This window comes from Providencia sp. PROV201 (assembly GCF_028479545.1).
GTDB lineage: Bacteria > Pseudomonadota > Gammaproteobacteria > Enterobacterales > Enterobacteriaceae > Providencia > Providencia huaxiensis.
Genome location: NZ_JAMPNW010000008.1, coordinates 66,748 through 82,885 on the forward strand (window position 1 = coordinate 66,748; position 16,138 = coordinate 82,885).

17 protein-coding genes are annotated in these 16,138 nt (G+C 42.4%); 13 read left to right on the forward strand and 4 right to left on the reverse strand.

Features of this window, described 5'->3' with window-relative positions:
* The first annotated feature begins 9 nt into the window (after window positions 1-9).
* Genes PR809_RS08770 through PR809_RS08790 form a run of 5 tightly spaced genes read left to right on the forward strand, consistent with a single transcriptional unit; the run spans window position 10 to window position 3,417 of the window.
* A complete protein-coding gene (locus PR809_RS08770) occupies window positions 10-747 on the forward strand; it encodes a fimbrial biogenesis chaperone (RefSeq protein ID WP_229597524.1) in 738 nt (245 codons plus the stop codon).
* A gap of 47 nt (window positions 748-794) precedes the next feature.
* Window positions 795-1,205: a hypothetical protein gene (locus PR809_RS08775; RefSeq protein ID WP_148241609.1), complete on the forward strand. Its 411-nt coding sequence runs from the start codon at window positions 795-797 to the stop codon at window positions 1,203-1,205.
* Window positions 1,198-1,713 (forward strand): fimbrial protein, encoded by a 516-nt coding sequence (locus PR809_RS08780; protein WP_166267265.1) that lies wholly within the window; start codon window positions 1,198-1,200, stop codon window positions 1,711-1,713. The genes PR809_RS08775 and PR809_RS08780 overlap by 8 nt, the downstream gene beginning before the upstream one ends.
* Complete coding sequence (locus PR809_RS08785; RefSeq protein ID WP_102139135.1) at window positions 1,713-2,246, forward strand: fimbrial protein; 534 nt, start codon at window positions 1,713-1,715, stop codon at window positions 2,244-2,246. Before PR809_RS08780 ends, PR809_RS08785 begins: the two co-directional genes overlap by 1 nt.
* Window positions 2,247-2,262: 16 nt before the next feature.
* Complete coding sequence (locus tag PR809_RS08790) at window positions 2,263-3,417, forward strand: adhesin (RefSeq protein ID WP_206275876.1); 1,155 nt, start codon at window positions 2,263-2,265, stop codon at window positions 3,415-3,417.
* 24 nt (window positions 3,418-3,441) lie between these two features.
* Here PR809_RS08790 and PR809_RS08795 read toward each other — a convergent pair whose 3' ends face one another.
* Window positions 3,442-4,215, reverse strand: coding sequence for an AraC family transcriptional regulator (locus PR809_RS08795; RefSeq protein WP_136134398.1), 774 nt, complete (start codon window positions 4,213-4,215; stop codon window positions 3,442-3,444).
* A 191-nt stretch (window positions 4,216-4,406) separates the two neighbouring features.
* On the opposite strand from PR809_RS08795, the gene PR809_RS08800 reads away from it, so the two are divergent.
* From PR809_RS08800 to PR809_RS08830, 7 genes are all read left to right on the forward strand, one after another.
* On the forward strand, window positions 4,407-6,824 hold the full coding sequence (locus PR809_RS08800) for a DMSO/selenate family reductase complex A subunit (protein ID WP_206275877.1): 2,418 nt from the start codon (window positions 4,407-4,409) through the stop codon (window positions 6,822-6,824).
* Window positions 6,821-7,459, forward strand: a complete 639-nt coding sequence (locus PR809_RS08805; RefSeq protein WP_102139131.1) for a DMSO/selenate family reductase complex B subunit — start codon at window positions 6,821-6,823, stop codon at window positions 7,457-7,459. The genes PR809_RS08800 and PR809_RS08805 overlap by 4 nt, the downstream gene beginning before the upstream one ends.
* 4 nt (window positions 7,460-7,463) lie before the next feature.
* The gene (locus PR809_RS08810) at window positions 7,464-8,351 is read left to right on the forward strand and encodes a dimethyl sulfoxide reductase anchor subunit family protein (RefSeq protein ID WP_241098599.1); all 888 of its coding nucleotides are present in this window, start codon (window positions 7,464-7,466) and stop codon (window positions 8,349-8,351) included.
* A gap of 37 nt (window positions 8,352-8,388) precedes the next feature.
* Window positions 8,389-8,955, forward strand: a complete 567-nt coding sequence (locus PR809_RS08815) for a molecular chaperone TorD family protein (RefSeq protein ID WP_166267273.1) — start codon at window positions 8,389-8,391, stop codon at window positions 8,953-8,955.
* Window positions 8,956-9,128: 173 nt separating this feature from the next.
* Complete coding sequence (locus PR809_RS08820; protein WP_241098600.1) at window positions 9,129-9,584, forward strand: DoxX family protein; 456 nt, start codon at window positions 9,129-9,131, stop codon at window positions 9,582-9,584.
* Window positions 9,585-9,765: 181 nt separating this feature from the next.
* Window positions 9,766-10,035 (forward strand): type II toxin-antitoxin system Phd/YefM family antitoxin, encoded by a 270-nt coding sequence (locus PR809_RS08825; RefSeq protein ID WP_166267275.1) that lies wholly within the window; start codon window positions 9,766-9,768, stop codon window positions 10,033-10,035.
* Between the two features lie 2 nt (window positions 10,036-10,037).
* Window positions 10,038-10,331, forward strand: a complete 294-nt coding sequence (locus PR809_RS08830) for a type II toxin-antitoxin system RelE/ParE family toxin (protein ID WP_206275879.1) — start codon at window positions 10,038-10,040, stop codon at window positions 10,329-10,331.
* 102 nt (window positions 10,332-10,433) lie between these two features.
* Here PR809_RS08830 and PR809_RS08835 read toward each other — a convergent pair whose 3' ends face one another.
* From PR809_RS08835 to PR809_RS08845, 3 genes are read right to left on the reverse strand one after another with little or no spacing between them, the layout of a single operon-like run.
* Complete coding sequence (locus PR809_RS08835) at window positions 10,434-11,228, reverse strand: nucleotidyltransferase domain-containing protein (protein WP_206275880.1); 795 nt, start codon at window positions 11,226-11,228, stop codon at window positions 10,434-10,436.
* 24 nt (window positions 11,229-11,252) lie between these two features.
* Entirely contained in the window at window positions 11,253-12,479 is a 1,227-nt protein-coding gene (locus tag PR809_RS08840) for an RtcB family protein (protein WP_206275881.1), read from the reverse strand.
* 3 nt (window positions 12,480-12,482) lie between these two features.
* The gene (locus PR809_RS08845; RefSeq protein ID WP_439652752.1) at window positions 12,483-13,556 is read right to left on the reverse strand and encodes a slipin family protein; all 1,074 of its coding nucleotides are present in this window, start codon (window positions 13,554-13,556) and stop codon (window positions 12,483-12,485) included.
* Window positions 13,557-14,515: 959 nt separating this feature from the next.
* Between PR809_RS08845 and rtcR the strand changes: the two genes are divergently transcribed.
* Window positions 14,516-16,096, forward strand: a complete 1,581-nt coding sequence (rtcR, locus tag PR809_RS08850; RefSeq protein ID WP_206275882.1) for an RNA repair transcriptional activator RtcR — start codon at window positions 14,516-14,518, stop codon at window positions 16,094-16,096.
* The last annotated feature ends 42 nt before the right edge of the window (window positions 16,097-16,138 follow it).

Genomic DNA, 16,138 nt, shown 5'->3' on the forward strand with positions numbered 1-16,138 from the left:
AGGCTAATTATGTGGAAATTAGATATCTGTTATCAATGGGTTGTGAGGGTGCTGTTTGTTATATCAATATTATCATTTAATACTCATGCAGCAGTGACCTTGGATCGAACTCGGATCATTTTCCCTGGGGATGCGAAATCGATCAATATCAAGATAGCCAATGATAACCCAGAAGAGGCGTATCTCGCGCAAAGTTGGATTGAAGACCCGCAAGGTAACAAGTTAATAAAAGGAGCGTTATTAGCCACGCCTCCTCTACAGCGTGTCGAGCCGAATAGCCAAAGCTTAGTTCGTTTGAGTCTGACGCCTTTATTTAGTCAGTTACCGCAAGATAGGGAATCCGTATTTTATTTTAATTTACGAGAAGTCCCGCCTAAATCTCATGATGCGAATACCTTACAAATTGCTTTGCAATCGCGGGTGAAGCTTTTTTATCGGCCCTCGTCCATTTTAGCTGAGTCAGAAACAAACTGGGCACATAAGGTCACACTAATGAAGACCAATAAAGGGTATCAACTCAATAATTCAACACCTTTTAATTTGACGGTTATTGGCTTGGGTAATAACCAAAAACAGTCTGAACAAAGTCAATTCGAGGTGGTGATGGTACCACCGAAATCTACCCAAGAATTTGTTTCCCAGCCGCTGACAAAGCCACATTTAACCTATATCAACGACTATGGCGGAAAACCGACTTTAGCTTTTCGTTGCCAGCAAGAGGTTTGCACTGTGGTTGATGAACGTTAGTTAAGTTAGGAAATATGCCTAGCATTAATAATAGAAGGAGTAATGCATTGATAAAATATATGCTTATCGGCTTATTTTTCATCAGTAGCATGGTCATCAGTGGCGTGATAGGCGGGATGGCTTCGGCTAGCGAGTTTTTAAATCATACTGCAGTGAATGAATCGCATTATGAAGATTCAAATAGTGGATGGTTAGAAGTCAGCGCTCAATTATTCAATTCACCTTGTCACTTAAAAATATCAACCTCAGCGGTGATGCTGACTCAATGTGGCGCAGGCGATGCCTTTTCTGCCAACAAAATGCAAACAACGCCCGCACAAATACGTTTTTATGATGTGCAAAATGGGAATGTTACGGCTATAGAGAAAATGAATCTATTAAATGGCAATAATCTCATTTATCCCCCTGTTTCAATGCACAAATCGAATTTATTACGGCTGGAGGTGGTTTATGAGTAAGGCTATTTTACTTTTAAGCCTTGGATTCCCTATTTTTGCTTGGAGTATGGACAGCTTAGATGTGGAGTTTAGTGGCATTTTAGTCAATAAAACCTGTCAGTTAGCGGCTGATTCTATCAATAAGCGGGTAACAATTGAAAATATACGTTTGAAGTCGATTAATGACAATATTCCTAGTGATATCACCCCCTTTTTTATCACGATTGAAAAATGTAGCCAAGCCGACCTAAATAAGATGATTAAGATTACCTGGAAAAGCCCAAAACAGGTCGCTGTAGAGGGTGATAATTACCTTGGAACGGATGGAAATAGTGGTGTACTGCTCGGTGTAGTTGATAAGCAAAGAGTACTTGTTACTTGGGATAAATCGATTGAGGTAACACCGGTTACGGTTACGGATGGGACTCAACAATTGGAATTTGGTGTATTTGTTCGTAAAAATCCGCTGAATGAAGCAAAAAAAGGTTTTTTTTCAAGCTCAGCGACTTTTTCATTGGAGTATGAGTAATGAATACAATCAATTGGTTATCTAAATTTGTTTTGTGTTTTTTATTTCTCCCATTTATATCTAAGTCGGATGTCTTAATCGATGTGAGTGCGACGCTAGTCGACCCAGCCTGCCACCTGCGTAGTGAAGATAACAGTACCCCGTTAAAAATCAATTTTGGGGTGATTAATATACCGCATAATTCTGATGATATTTCCCAATCCCATACATTTCCTTTGTATTTAACTGGCTGTAATTGGAATAAATCACTCGGTATTATGATTAACCCCAAAAATAGTAACACTATGGTTTATCAAGGAAAAAGTATTTTATCCACCAGTACTGATGGCCTTGGCATTAATATCAATAATATAACTGGAGGTGTGGCTCATCCACTTGAAGTTAATCAAATTCAGCAAATATTCCCAGAACAAATAGATGCCACTTTGCAGCGAATTATTTTACAAGCTGATCTCGTTAGTACCCTACCAGCGAGCCAACTCCGTGCTGGAAAATTTAGTGCTATTGCCATGATTTCGGTCACTTACTATTAAGGCGGTAATATCGGTTATGTCTAATTTTCAAATCCTATTTCAGGCGGTTTCTTGCTCTATGGTGAAAATACCATTTCCCTTATTTTTGAGGCGAGAATTCTTTAAACAACCATCTGGCTTATCAATGTATTTTCTGGTGGCTATTCTTAGTTTGTATGGAATAAATGCTCATGCAGACTATGCACCTCGAATACAAAATTCCAATTCAGGTTATTCAATTCGGATCGATAGTAATAGTGTTATTGAACCCGTTTCACGGGTTGGCTCTGATGGCAAAAATTATTATCGTGTAGGAAACCCTATTGTTATTGACGGTAATAGTGCTCAAGTGAGCGTGTCTGGCTTGGTTGATTGTGTTGGTAGACGATGGGGAAGTAGCAATACAAGAATTCATTCATCACAGGCATTTCATCGTTTGTTTATGTATGTGGCTTCTGCGGGAGTCACGATTGATGGAAAAACGGCCTACCGGATCAATAACAATTTAGTGATGACGGTGGAAACTCCGATAATAAATTGGATAAATATTGATGCAGGAATGTGCTCATATGCTTATGTGGGGCTTGTTAGGTCTGCTCAAGAGTTTACCAGTCAATTTCCGGTTACTATTACATTTTTTATTAATGAGCAAATTATTGATGGAAAACTGGTTATTCCTGCAATGGATTTAGCGGGCTATGTTCGCGCTTTTACTGAACCTAAAACAGCGCCTCCCTTTGACAGCTGGCCTTTATCTGAATCAACAGTGCCAATGCGTCTTGCAGCTTCTCAGTTAAATGTGAAAGCAATGTGCTCCACGCAAACGAGCTCTGGGCAGGCTAGCACAGTCAATTTGCGACACGGCCAATTAAGTAGTATTCATTACGATAGTTTGGTGACGGAAAGCATCAGATACACGTGTAAATTTGCGGCCTTAACGAAGGTAAGGTTACGGTTAGACTATGTGACAGATGGTGACCCGCAAAAGCGTTTACCGATGAAAGATGCTTCAAATAGAACGATTTACAGTAAGTTAGACATTGTGGATGAACAAACAGGGGCGACGGGGACAGATATTCGTGTAGGAATTCATTCAAATCGCACGATCCATATACGTAGTCGTATTCAAGGAAATAATGCAGACGCAGGAAGTTATCAAGGGTCTGCATGGTTAATTGCCACATTTGACTAAATTGAATTTTTGAATGGTTAGGTGTTATCCACTAATTCTCTGAATAAAACTGGATGGACTTTGCCCTAACCATTTTTTAAACATGGTCGAAAAAGACCCAACGCTGCTGTAGCCTAAATCGAATGCGACCTCGGTAATGGATTTACCCGCAGAAATGTGGGTAATCGCACTTAATAAACAAGCTTGCTGCCGCCAGTCAGAGAAAGATAACCCTGTTTGAGCACCAAAAAAACGGCTAAATGAGCGCTCACTTTTATGTAATTTTGCCGCCCACTCCTGTGGTAATGAGGTGATTTGTGGGGCTTTTAGGAATTCTCGGCACAACTGGGCCAAATGTTCATCCCGTGGAATTGGGGCATAGAAAGGCAGGGGCTCTGCCTGCGCAATTTCATGCAAGATCAATTGGTACATCACACCATCACGGCCATTTAAATCATATTCAATTGGGGTATCAACCGCTTCAAGCAATAGCTGACGAAGTAAGGGTGAAACCCTGAGCACTTCACATTTGTTTCCCCTACGTGGAGCGGCTTTGGGCTCAATGTATAAGCTACGCGTACTGACATTCAACATGCGTGTTTCATGAGGCGTATTACAGGGGATCCAAACACCACTATCAGGTGGTATGACCCATTCGCCATCTGCTGTACTCACTTCAATCAAGCCTGTCGCACCATATAGAAACTGGGCGCGGCGGTGAACGTGAGAATCAAGCAGCACGTTTGGTAGGTAATCAGTGCCGATAGCTAAAACATCACGCGGAGTTGCATCGACCGTTTTTAGAGGAATATTTCGCATAGTAATTTTCTTGGCTGATATTCAAAAGTTATCATCTATTTTCTGAATATAGGCAATTTTTATTGATATAACCACATGTTTTTCATGGTTGGCTGAAATTCCAATGTGTTTGGCGGTTTTTCGAAAGTTGGCAGGCAGGGAAATGATTACTCTAGCGCGGCAACCTAATGTATGCCAGAGGTAGAGTTATCATGGAAAATTATCACGATCAGGCGGATAGCAAGAGTTTGATTGACCCCATAACCCGTCGTCGGTTTATTCAAGGCAGCTCTGCACTCATGGCTGTCCCATTTATTGCCACAAACACGGTCGCATCGACACCAGAAAACCCGAATATCATCCCAACCACAACGCTGGAAAATAACGGTGAGCGAGTGGTCTCGACCTGCAGTAGTTTTGACTGCGGTGGCAAGTGTGATATTCGAGCACATGTTAAAGAAGGTGTGGTGACACGAATTAGTACCCGTCCAGATGCCGATTTAGACGAAGAGATGCCAATCATGCGTGCTTGCGTGCGCGGCCGCAGCTATCGAAAATTTGTTTATCACCCAAATCGCCTGAAATACCCGATGAAGCGCGTGGGTAAACGTGGCGAAGGGCGCTTTGAGCGCATTAGTTGGGAAGAGGCGACAACATTGATTGCTGACAATATGCAGCGTATCAACGCCCAATATGGCCCTGCATCGCGCTTTGTGAGCCTCAGTACCGGGGTGACTGGGGGGATTTTCTCCGGTGCGAATATGTTGCGTCGGTTGTTTAATATCACGGGTGGTTTTTTAGAAAATTACCACTCAGTGAGCAATGGCAATACCATGGCGGTTACGCCTTATACCTATGGCACGTCAGCCAGTGGTAGCACGCTAGACACACTCGAAGATACGCCATTGGTGATCTTGTGGGGACATAACCCGAACGAAACCATTTTTGGCCATACTAATCATTATTTCCAAAAAATGAAAAAAAATGGCACCAAATTCATTGTGGTTGACCCACGCTATTCGGATACCGCATCGTCATTAGCCGACCAGTGGATCCCCATTTTGCCGACCACAGACAACGCGATGATGGATGCCATGATGTATGTGATCATCAGCGAAGGTCTTCATGATCAGGCCTTTATTGATAAATACACCTTGGGGTTTGATGAGCACCAAATGCCTGAAGGCATCCCTGAAAATGAGTCATTAATTGCTTATTTAATGGGAAAAAAAGATGGTGTGGTGAAAACCCCAGAGTGGGCGGAACCCATCACGAAAGTCCCCGCCGATACCATTCGTCAACTGGCTCGCGAATATGCCAATACAAAACCAGCGGCCTTAATGCAAGGTTGGGGCCCCCAGCGCCATATCTGTGGTGAACGCTCTGCAAGAGGTGCCACGCTATTAGCCACCATCACCGGAAATGTGGGGGTGAAAGGGGGATGGGCTGCGGGTTATGGTATGGCGGTAACGCCTGATTTACGTAAAACCTTAGCGGGACCGAGCTTATTTGAAAACCCAGTTAAAGCGAAAATCAATATTACTAATTGGGTACAAGCTTGTGAGAACAAAGACCTTGTGACGCCAAATAATGGTTTAAAAAACGCAGAAAAACTCGATACGGAAATCAAAATGATTTTTTCGTTGGCGGGTAACTATATGACTAACCAGAACCCCGATATTTTGCATGCTGCCAACGTTCTGGAAGATGAAAGTAAAGTTGAGTTTATTGTTTACAGCGACTTATACATGACGCCTAGCGCCAAGTATGCCGATATTTTATTGCCTGAAACCAGCTTCTTAGAACGTTGGAATGTGGGGGGGACATGGGGAACGGGTAACTACATTATTTTATCTGAAAAAGTGATTGAGCCTGAGTTCGAACGCCGTAGTGATTATGAATGGTTACGTGACGTAGCTGAAAAACTTGGGGTTGGTGAGAAATTCAGTGAAGGGCGCACAGAAAAGGAGTGGATCGAACATTTAGTCAATGACGCTCATCAGAAGCGCCCAGAAGACGGCATTCCAACGTTTGATGAGTTGCTGGTTAAACGTCGCCATTTGTTAAAACATAGACCCCATGTTGGCCATGTCGCCTTTGAGAAAAATATTAACGATATCGATAATAACCCGTTTGAAACGCCATCTGGAAAAATTGAAATTTTTTCTCAGCGTCTTTATGAACGTCATGATGTGGAGATCCCTGCATTATCTCATTATGTACCCGCCATTGAAGGGCCAGAAGACGAGCTAATTTCACGTTATCCATTGCAATTAATTACTTGGAAAGGCCGTAATCGTGCCAATTCAACGCAATTTGCGAACCCGTGGCTACAAGAAGTGCAGCGCCAAGAGTTGTGGATCAACCCCATTGATGCCAAAAAACGAAATATTACGGATGGAGAGCGCGTCAAAGTGAATAACGACCGCGGTATCACTATGGTGCCCGTCAAAATCACCCAGCGGATTATGCCCGGAGTGGTAGCTTTACAAGCAGGGGCATGGTGGCAGCCTGACGAAAATGGGGTTGACCAAGGCGGTTGCGCTAACGTTTTAACATCAGCCCGTAGCACAGCAATGGCACATGGAAATGCCCATCAAACCTTATTGGTGGAGGTAAGCAAAGCATGAGTAAATTTCACGTTTATCCCGCGATAAGCAGCAAACAGCTTGGTTTTTATATCGACTCTGCACGCTGCTCAGGTTGTAAAGCCTGCCAAGTCGCGTGCAAAGATAAAAATAACCTTGATGTCGGGCGCAAATATCGTCGCGTATATGAAATCGCTGGCGGTGAGTTTATTGAAAATGGCTCTGGGGGATTGGTGAATAACGTCTTTGCTTATACGTTATCCATTTCATGCAACCACTGCGCCGACCCAATGTGTGTGAAAAACTGCCCGACAACGGCAATGCACAAACGTGAAGGGGACGGTATCGTGATGGTCAACACAGATAAATGTGTGGGTTGTGGAACTTGCGCGTGGTCTTGCCCCTATGGCGCACCGCAAATGAACCCGGAAACCAAGCAAATGTCGAAATGTGATTTTTGTATCGACTTACAACTAAAAGGGGAGCAACCCGTCTGCGTCGCCACGTGTCCATTAGGGGCAATTCAGTTTGGCCCGATAGATGAATTAAGACAGCGTTATGGCGAGCTGGCGGATGTTCGTGGGCTACCGGACTCATCGATTACGCATCCGAATTTAGTGATCCACCCGCACCAAGGGGCTGGCCGTACTCAAAACTCTCAAGGAGAAGCCAAATGAATGAATGGCCACTATTGTTATTCACATTTTTGATGCAAACATCCATTGGGTTGAGTGTGATGTTAGCGCTTTTCGCAAAAAATTATCAGCGGCGTTGGGCCGTAAAGTTAATGCACAATTTTTGTTGTGGTATATGTTTGTCGCCTGTGTCTTCGCGGGTATTGGTTTGTTGTCTTCAATTACCCACTTAGGGGTTCCTTTGAATGCGCCTAATTCATTGTTGAATATTTTTTCATCATGGTTAAGCCGTGAAGTGGTGTTTACTGCCACCTATTTTGCTTTTCTTGGGATGACCTTTCTATGGCTCTGGTTCAAAAAGGAGCTGTCGTATCTGTTACTTGGTTTAGCGATTATCGCTGGGCTGTGTGATGTATATGCCATGGCTTCAATTTATCGTTATACATCAATGTTAACGTGGATGAATGATAATACCTATTTGATGTTCTACGGCACGATGTTAACTGCGGGAGCTGCTGGGTATTATTTATTAATCAATTTGTTATTGCGTTTTCATGCAGGATCGCCAGCGGCGCAAGTTTCAACTCGCGGGTTATGGATACTGTGGGCAGTGATTGGCATTAGCTTGTTAGTCCGTTTAGCTTATCAACCTACCTATGAAAGTTACTTAGTTAGCACGAGCTATAATAATGAATCTATTACATTTCCTATCGACTCTATTCACGCCTACCAAGGGATTTGGTCGCTGCGTATTACAAGCTGGGTTGTTGGAATATTGTCGGTGATTGTATTGGGGTATGGGTTATTTCGCCATATGCGACAGACTGCGAGTGGGGTTATGTCTTCGAGCAGCAAAGGGTATTTAGTGGTGGGTTGTGCGGCTGCCATGATTGCTGAATTTATGCTGCGCTACTGTTTTTACACTATTCATTGATAAATAACGGCATATTGCTTAGGAAATTATCTTTTTCATGATCCATTTTTCACACTACGCAGCCGCGTTTAATATCTTAGGCACGTGCTATTTATTTTCACCAAATGACGATGCAAGCCGTTATGCGATAAGCTTTTTCAAGTTAAATGACTTTGCATCTCAATGGCCTTGTAAGATCAGTGCTCAGCTTAGTGAACGTATCTCGGCATCACTAAACATCGAAGCTGCGGTACTCCACACTCAATGGACAGATTTATTTATTGGTCCCGAAGCATTACCGGCCCCACCATGGGGCTCGGTATATCTCGACCCTGAAGGGGTATTGCAAGGATCCTCCACGGTGGCATTAAGTGAATTTTTAAAACGCGAACGCTTGAAAATACAAACTCATTATCCAGAACCTTCGGATCATGTTGGTTTAATGTTATTTCAAGCGGCAGTGTTGGCTTCACAAGTCAGGGAAGCCGCATTAAAAGAATTGCTAAATGACCATTTGGCTAATTGGTTACCACAATTTTACCAGCAATTAAATCGAACAACATGTAGCCCATTTTATAACGCATTAACGGAATTAACACTGGTTACTGTAAGGTCATGTTTATAATATTATTCAGTATATTTGACTGTTTAATGGTTAATTAAACGTAATATTTGAATGGGTGAAAAGTTAACAAAATTTAATCAAATGAAAATTGATTTAGTTATAAGAAATGCAAATTAAAATGATTCTTACTTTAGCTTTCTAAGCCATAATACATTTTTAAGCCATACTACTTAATGATGTTTTTGGATATCCATAGGGGGTATAAAGTGGTCAATTTATTAAATCGTTTGTTGTCCCATGAAGATGCTGGCAGGTTGTTATTACGCCTTGCTGTGGGTGGGCTCATGTTGTTTCATGGCATGAGCAAATTAATGACAGGAGCGAGTGGTATTAAAGCGCTGCTGGCTTCTTATGGGTTACCTGAATTTATCGCTTATGGAACCATTTTAGGTGAAGTTGTTGCCCCTATTTTCATTATTTTAGGGGTTTTAACTCGGCCATCTGCATTATTAGTCGCCTTCACTATGGTGGTTGCATGGCTGATGATTGGGCTAGATAAAACATTCTTGCTCGATAAAACAGGTGCATGGGCGATTGAAAGTATTGTGTATTTCTTCTTGAGTGGTATTGCGTTGGCATTTTTAGGTGCGGGTAAATATTCCATTATCAAAAACCCGAACTGGCGATAAATTAGTTTTTCTTTCGTGTTTGACATTGCCTTTGAAAAAAGACCATCAAAATTTTTCTGATGGTCTATTTTTTTGCCCAAACTACGGGAAGTTCAAGACACGTGATTTTTTTGGATTGCTGGTTATTTAAGCTATTTTAGCTATAATAGCTAATCAAGCCATTTTATATTGTAGGTGATGTATGGAAACGATCCCCGCACAAGTCGCTAAAAATCAATTTGGTGATTTGTTGATGAAAGTTCAGCGTGCACCTGTTGAAATAAGTAAGCATGGGAAGCGCGTTGCTGTTGTTATCTCTCCAGATGAATATGACCAGCTAATGCAGTTAAAATTACAGAGTTTAAAAGCGGTTTTGGCTGAATCTATTGCGCAAGCAGAACGCGGTGAACTTCATAGCATTGATGATGTATTTGCTCCGCTAACTATGGACGAACTTGAAAATAAGGCTTAAGGATGAGCGTTAAGTTTACTCATAAAGCGAAAGGACATATCCGCTCAATTCAGCTGTATTCTCTGCGTAGATGGGAAGTTAATGTTGCTGAGGCTTATGCGAATTCATTACGTGTGACAATGACGGATATACTCGCGAACCAGCCATCTTTTGGCCGTGATCGTAGTGAAGATTTATATTTAGGCGTTTTTAGCTTCCCTGTTGAAAGCCACATTATTTATTATCGAAAAGCGCTTGAAGGCATTGAAGTGCTAGCGGTATTGCATCATACACAGGACCCAAACTCTCATTTATAAAAAGCCGGGTGGCAATAAGTTTTATTGTTATTTATTTAATATTATTAAATAAATAGACCATCAAAATTTTTCTGATGGTCTATTTTTTTGAAAAAATATTAGTTAATTATTTTCTAACGCAGTTTTACGAAAAAAGTCATCTAATAATCGGCTGTCACGACAAGCAGGATCTGGAAATTGCATACGCTCTGCATTGGCGATAACTTCCAGAACGAGCTTATCAATAGCAGTTCGCCTCGTGCCATAATCGCTTTCAACCGCTTGGTGCTTAATAACGAGTAGTTCATCTATCTCTGCGAGTACCTTGGTATCCGTGACTGTGGCCGCGACTAATTCAGAAAATGCCATTGGTGGCATACTCTTGCTTGCTTCTATCCAACGTAAAGCTAATACCGCCCGTAATAAATAAAGATATTTTTTTAATTTAACGCGCTCACCTTTAAAATCAGTATGTAAATTACGCTTACTTATTGATAAATAGTGATAACGTGATTTTAATGGCGAATAAAATTGTGCCGCCAGTTGCTCCAGTTGAGCAAAAAATACCTCATCTTTAGAATATACAATAGGTGAGTGTAGCCACTCGATTAATGCAGGGTTAGAGTTACGCATTAATTTCAATGCTTTAGATAGCTCCCAACCCGACACATCCAGCTCATCATCAATTGGCTTTTCTATCACATCGCGTTTTTTATCTAATGTTAGGTACCAATCGAGTTTGTGAACATAGATAAATCGAACATCATAGTCGCTGTCGCGGGAGGCAAAGCCCCAACCGCGACTGCCTGATTCACACGCAAACAGTATTTTAACGTGATGAGTTTCTTCTATTTTTTTGAGTGTTTTTCCTATCCGTTCTCTCATTAGCACGGATACACTTTCATGGTCAGTTTCCATGCTTTCTCCTGTTACTTCTTATATTTACCCCTTCACACACACCACTTGGCGTAGGGTATGAACAATTTCTACTAATGATGATTGAGCTGCCATAACTGCGTCGATGTCTTTGTACGCCATCGGTATTTCGTCAATCACGTCACTGTCTTTTCGGCATTCCACATGGGCGGTAGCCATTTTTTGGTCGCTGACTGAGAAACGTTTTTTCGCCTCTGTTCGGCTCATTACGCGTCCTGCACCGTGGCTACAGGAACAAAAGCTTTCTTCATCACCTAAACCGCGCACGATAAAACTTTTTGCTCCCATAGATCCTGGTATGATCCCCATTTGGCCTTTTCGCGCTGACACCGCGCCTTTTCGGGTTACCAGTACTTCTTCACCAAAGTGCTGCTCTTTTTGCACATAATTATGGTGACAATTTACGGCCTCTTGTTGGGTCGTAAATGGTTTTGGAATTTCACGCGATAGCGCTTCCAATACGCGGTGCATCATCACTTCACGGTTATGGCGCGCAAAATCTTGCGCCCATCCGACCGCTTCCATATAGTCATTAAAGTGCACGCTTCCTTCTTCAAAGTAAGCAAGGTCTCTATCAGGCAAATTAGCGATATGCTGTTGCATATCTTTTTGCGCCAACGTGATAAACAAGTTACCAATCGCGTTTCCCACACCTCGCGACCCGCTATGTAACATTACCCATACACGGTCTTGTTCATCCAAACACAGCTCAATAAAGTGATTTCCCGTTCCCAATGTTCCTAAGTGGTTGTAATGGTTCGTCTGACGCAGTTTTGGGTATTTATCACAGATACGTTTGAACTCTTCATCCAAGTGCGCCCAGTGGCTATCAACAATATCTGGTGTACGATGCCAAGCCCCCTTATCACGTCCATGTCGATGCGTGGTTCGACCGTGCGGTACTGCAGCTTCGATAGCAAAACGGATATTTTGCAAGCTATCTGGTAAATTAGATGCCGTTAAAGACGTTCGCACGGCAATCATTCCACAACCAATATCCACCCCCACTGCCGCAGGGATAATCGCTCCTTTGGTTGGGATCACGCTCCCAATAGTTGAACCTTTCCCTACATGCACATCAGGCATTACGGCTAGGTGCTTAAAAATAAACGGCATTTTTGCGGTGTTTTGTAGTTGTGTTACCGCTTTAGGGTCAACGGGTACACCGTTGGTCCACATTTTTACAGGCACGCCATTTTCTTGAATTAATTCGTTGAATTTATTATTTATCATTATTTATTCCTTAATTTTTACTAATCCGTTTAATACTTGGTCTAGACCGCCGTAAACAGAAATTTGGTCGATCCGATGTGCGATACTTTCTAAGGTCTCAAGCTCTTTTAAACGCAGTGCAACGGGGTTGTTTTCCATCACTTTTGCAGTATTTAACAGTGAGCGCGTTGCGGCGGTTTCTTCGCGGCGGCGGATCACGTTCGCTTGTGCCGATTTTTCGGCTTCTACCACTTGGGATAAAATTGTTCTCATATCCCCTGGTAAAATGATGTCTTTTACACCGATGCTATCGATTTCTAGGCCAAACTCAGCCACACACTGCACGACTTGAGTTAGCATCAATTCATCAACTAACTGCTTGTTTTCTAACAATTCATCTAAGGTTCGAGTACCAACGATTTCCCTTAATGAAAACTGTAATTCACGGTATAAATGCTCTACAGGCTGACTCAATTTTGAGAATGCCAATAAAATATCGTGATAACGCCAGTTAGCACACAGATTGATCCGCAGTGTGACTTTGTCTTTGGTTAAAATCTCTTGCCCGCTGACTTCTAATGACTGTAAACGGGTATCAATCACCTCAACTTCGGGTGTGCGTTCGATACGCCAGTAGCCATAAGTGCCCGGCTCAAGCAAGTTTTCGACTTCACCGTCAATTTTCAGCACGCCCATATGCCATGCAGGTACTTGAGCGACTAAACATAGCTCATGACCTTTAATACGCTTTTTGCCACTTAAACGTTGTATCAAGGTTTCTGATAACACGATTTCACCGATCTTCTGTTTCTCGACCTTCAAGCTATCACCGACTTTCCAGTACAAACGTCGAGTCGCTGGGGATAAAATCTCAACCAAATTATGGTGTGAATATAAAAAGCCAACTTCATCATCCGATAAATCAATATCGACCCCGTGGGATGCTATCCAATCTGGGTGATATTGGCGAATTTGTTCCGCTAATACGTAATCGACTGGTTTATCAATAGATTGCGAGCAAACATCAATGACCTGTATTTCTGGTTTTTGCTTGATATTCCAATATCCATAAGTTCCAGTTTCTAATAAACTTTTTATCTCACCATCAACTTTAAATAAGCCAAGTTTCCCTGCGGGAATTTGCGTGATCAGGCACAGTTCACGGCCTTTAATGTCTTTCTTGTGTACTAACGCGGCGGTTAATTCGTTGGACATTTTAAAGTCAGCGATACTTTGCTTCTCAACCCGTAATGTATTGGTCATTTTCCAATATAAACGGCGCGTTTGTGGCGCAATGACCTCAATTAAACGATCATGCAAATATAAAAATGCGACTTCATCATCGGATAAATTGATATCAATGCAATAGTCGACAACCCACTGCTGATGATATTGGCGCAAATGCTCTGCCAGTTTATGTTCAATTGGTTCGTCATTTAATGGATACATGGTGACTGTTAATTTGTTAAACCAATCATTCACTTTGTGCTCACCAGCTAATAATAGGTGCTGAAAATCGCCATTTTTTTCAGTTAATGCGATAAGTCCTTGAGCTACATTTATTTTTTTCATTATTTTTCCTTTTTTATATTTATCCGCTACTGAAGAAAAAAGCGAAGTAGTGAGGGAAAAAGTAGAGCGCCAAAACTGGCTGTCTAAATTTTTGCTCATCACTCAGCGTGGCTCCCGAGTAGCGGCTTTAAGCTTAACTTCAGCTCGTTGTTTTACGTTTTGGAGACGTTAGTTTCAGGAGTCGAACCTGATAGCTTTGCTATTACCAAAAGGTATCTTACCGACGGCGGCATACAGACCATGCAGTGACTAAGTCACCATGTCTGCACCGGTTGAACGCGAAGTTCAGACAATTTCCGGCAGTGGATGAATAGAGTATTGCCAGAAGCATGCCAACTTTTTAAAAAATGGGATAAAAATTTTTATCAAATTGAAATATAAGTAAAAAATAATTTTAAGATAAAAGTGGGTAACATTGGCGTGGTAAATGGATTATGCTATTTATTATCTTTTTATATCGTAATTTATAAATTTATATAAATACTATGAGTGAAAAACGTAAGGTTGTTATTGGGGTATTGGGTACCGTACTAGACAGGCGAGGCAAAAAAGCCAACCGCTGGACAAAATGGCGGCCAACGGTTGGCCTTTGCCAACAGCCTGATTTGGATATTGGTCGTTTTGAATTACTGCATCAGGTGAATGACTATGGCATGGCACACCGGGTGAAAGAGGACATTGAGCAAGCCTCTCCCAATACAGAAGTGGTGCTGCATGAGGTGGATATTGCTGACCCGTGGGATTTCGAAGAGGTGTATACCTCATTACTGGATTTTTCTTCGCATTATCAATTTGATACTGATAATGAAGAATATCTGGTACACATCACGACGGGTACCCATGTGGTACAAATTTGTTGGTTTTTATTAACGGAAGCTCACTATTTACCTGCCAAATTAATTCAAACGTCACCGAGCCAAAAAGGGCGAGAAAAAGACCCTATCGGTATTCATACCGTGATTGACCTTGACTTAAGCCGTTATACCCATATCACCAGCCGTTTCCAAACAGAGCAGCAACAGCAGGTTTCGTTTTTAAAATCGGGTATTGCCACCCGCAACGCGGCATTTAATACCATGATTGAGCAAATCGAACGTGTCGCGCTGCGTTCTAAAGCCCCGATTTTACTCAATGGACCAACGGGGGCGGGGAAGTCTTTCTTAGCTCGGCGAATTTATCAACTGCGTGAAAGCCGCCACCAAGTTAAAGGGCGTTTTGTGGAAGTAAACTGTGCCACCTTACGCGGTGATAACGCCATGTCGACGCTGTTTGGTCATGTGAAAGGGGCATTCACAGGGGCAATCAACCCAAGGCGTGGGTTACTGAAAGAAGCGGATGGCGGCATTTTATTTCTCGATGAAATTGCGGAGCTAGGCCTTGATGAGCAAGCAATGCTACTGAAAGCCATCGAAGAGAAAAGTTTTTTCCCTTATGGTTCAGATGAAGAAATTCACAGTGATTTTCAATTAATTGCGGGGACTCACCGTAATTTGGCGCAGCAAGTGGAGGAGGGCAAATTTCGTGAAGACCTATTTGCCCGTATCAATATGTGGACGTTTGCGCTACCGGGGTTAAAAGAACGTCGTGAAGATATCGAACCGAATATTGATTATGAATTAGCTAAGTTTTGCCAAGACCAGCAAAGCCACATTCGTTTTGATAGTGAAGCTCGTAATGTGTATGTGAAGTTTGCCTGTTCCCCTCAGGCCCTGTGGCGTGGCAATTTCCGTGAGTTGGGGGCATCCATTAGCCGGATGGCCACTTTTGCCGAACGCGGGCGCATTACCAAAGCGGTGGCCGAAGAGGAAATTGGCCGCTTGCAAGCCCAATGGCAAACAAAATCAACCAATACATTACCCAAGCAAATTGGTGAGATTGATTTATTCGACCAACCACAGTTGGCAATGATGCTTGAAGTTTGCCGCCGTTCATCTACCCTTTCCGAAGCGGGGCGTGAGCTGTTTGCCGTTTCGCGGCAACATAAAAAACAGCCCAATGATGCAGACAGGTTGCGAAAGTATCTCGCTAAATTTGGGTTGGATTGGGAAGGGATGAAGGGTAGGTAAAGGGAATTGATAATAAAAAGCCCCCAATAGGGGGCTGATGAG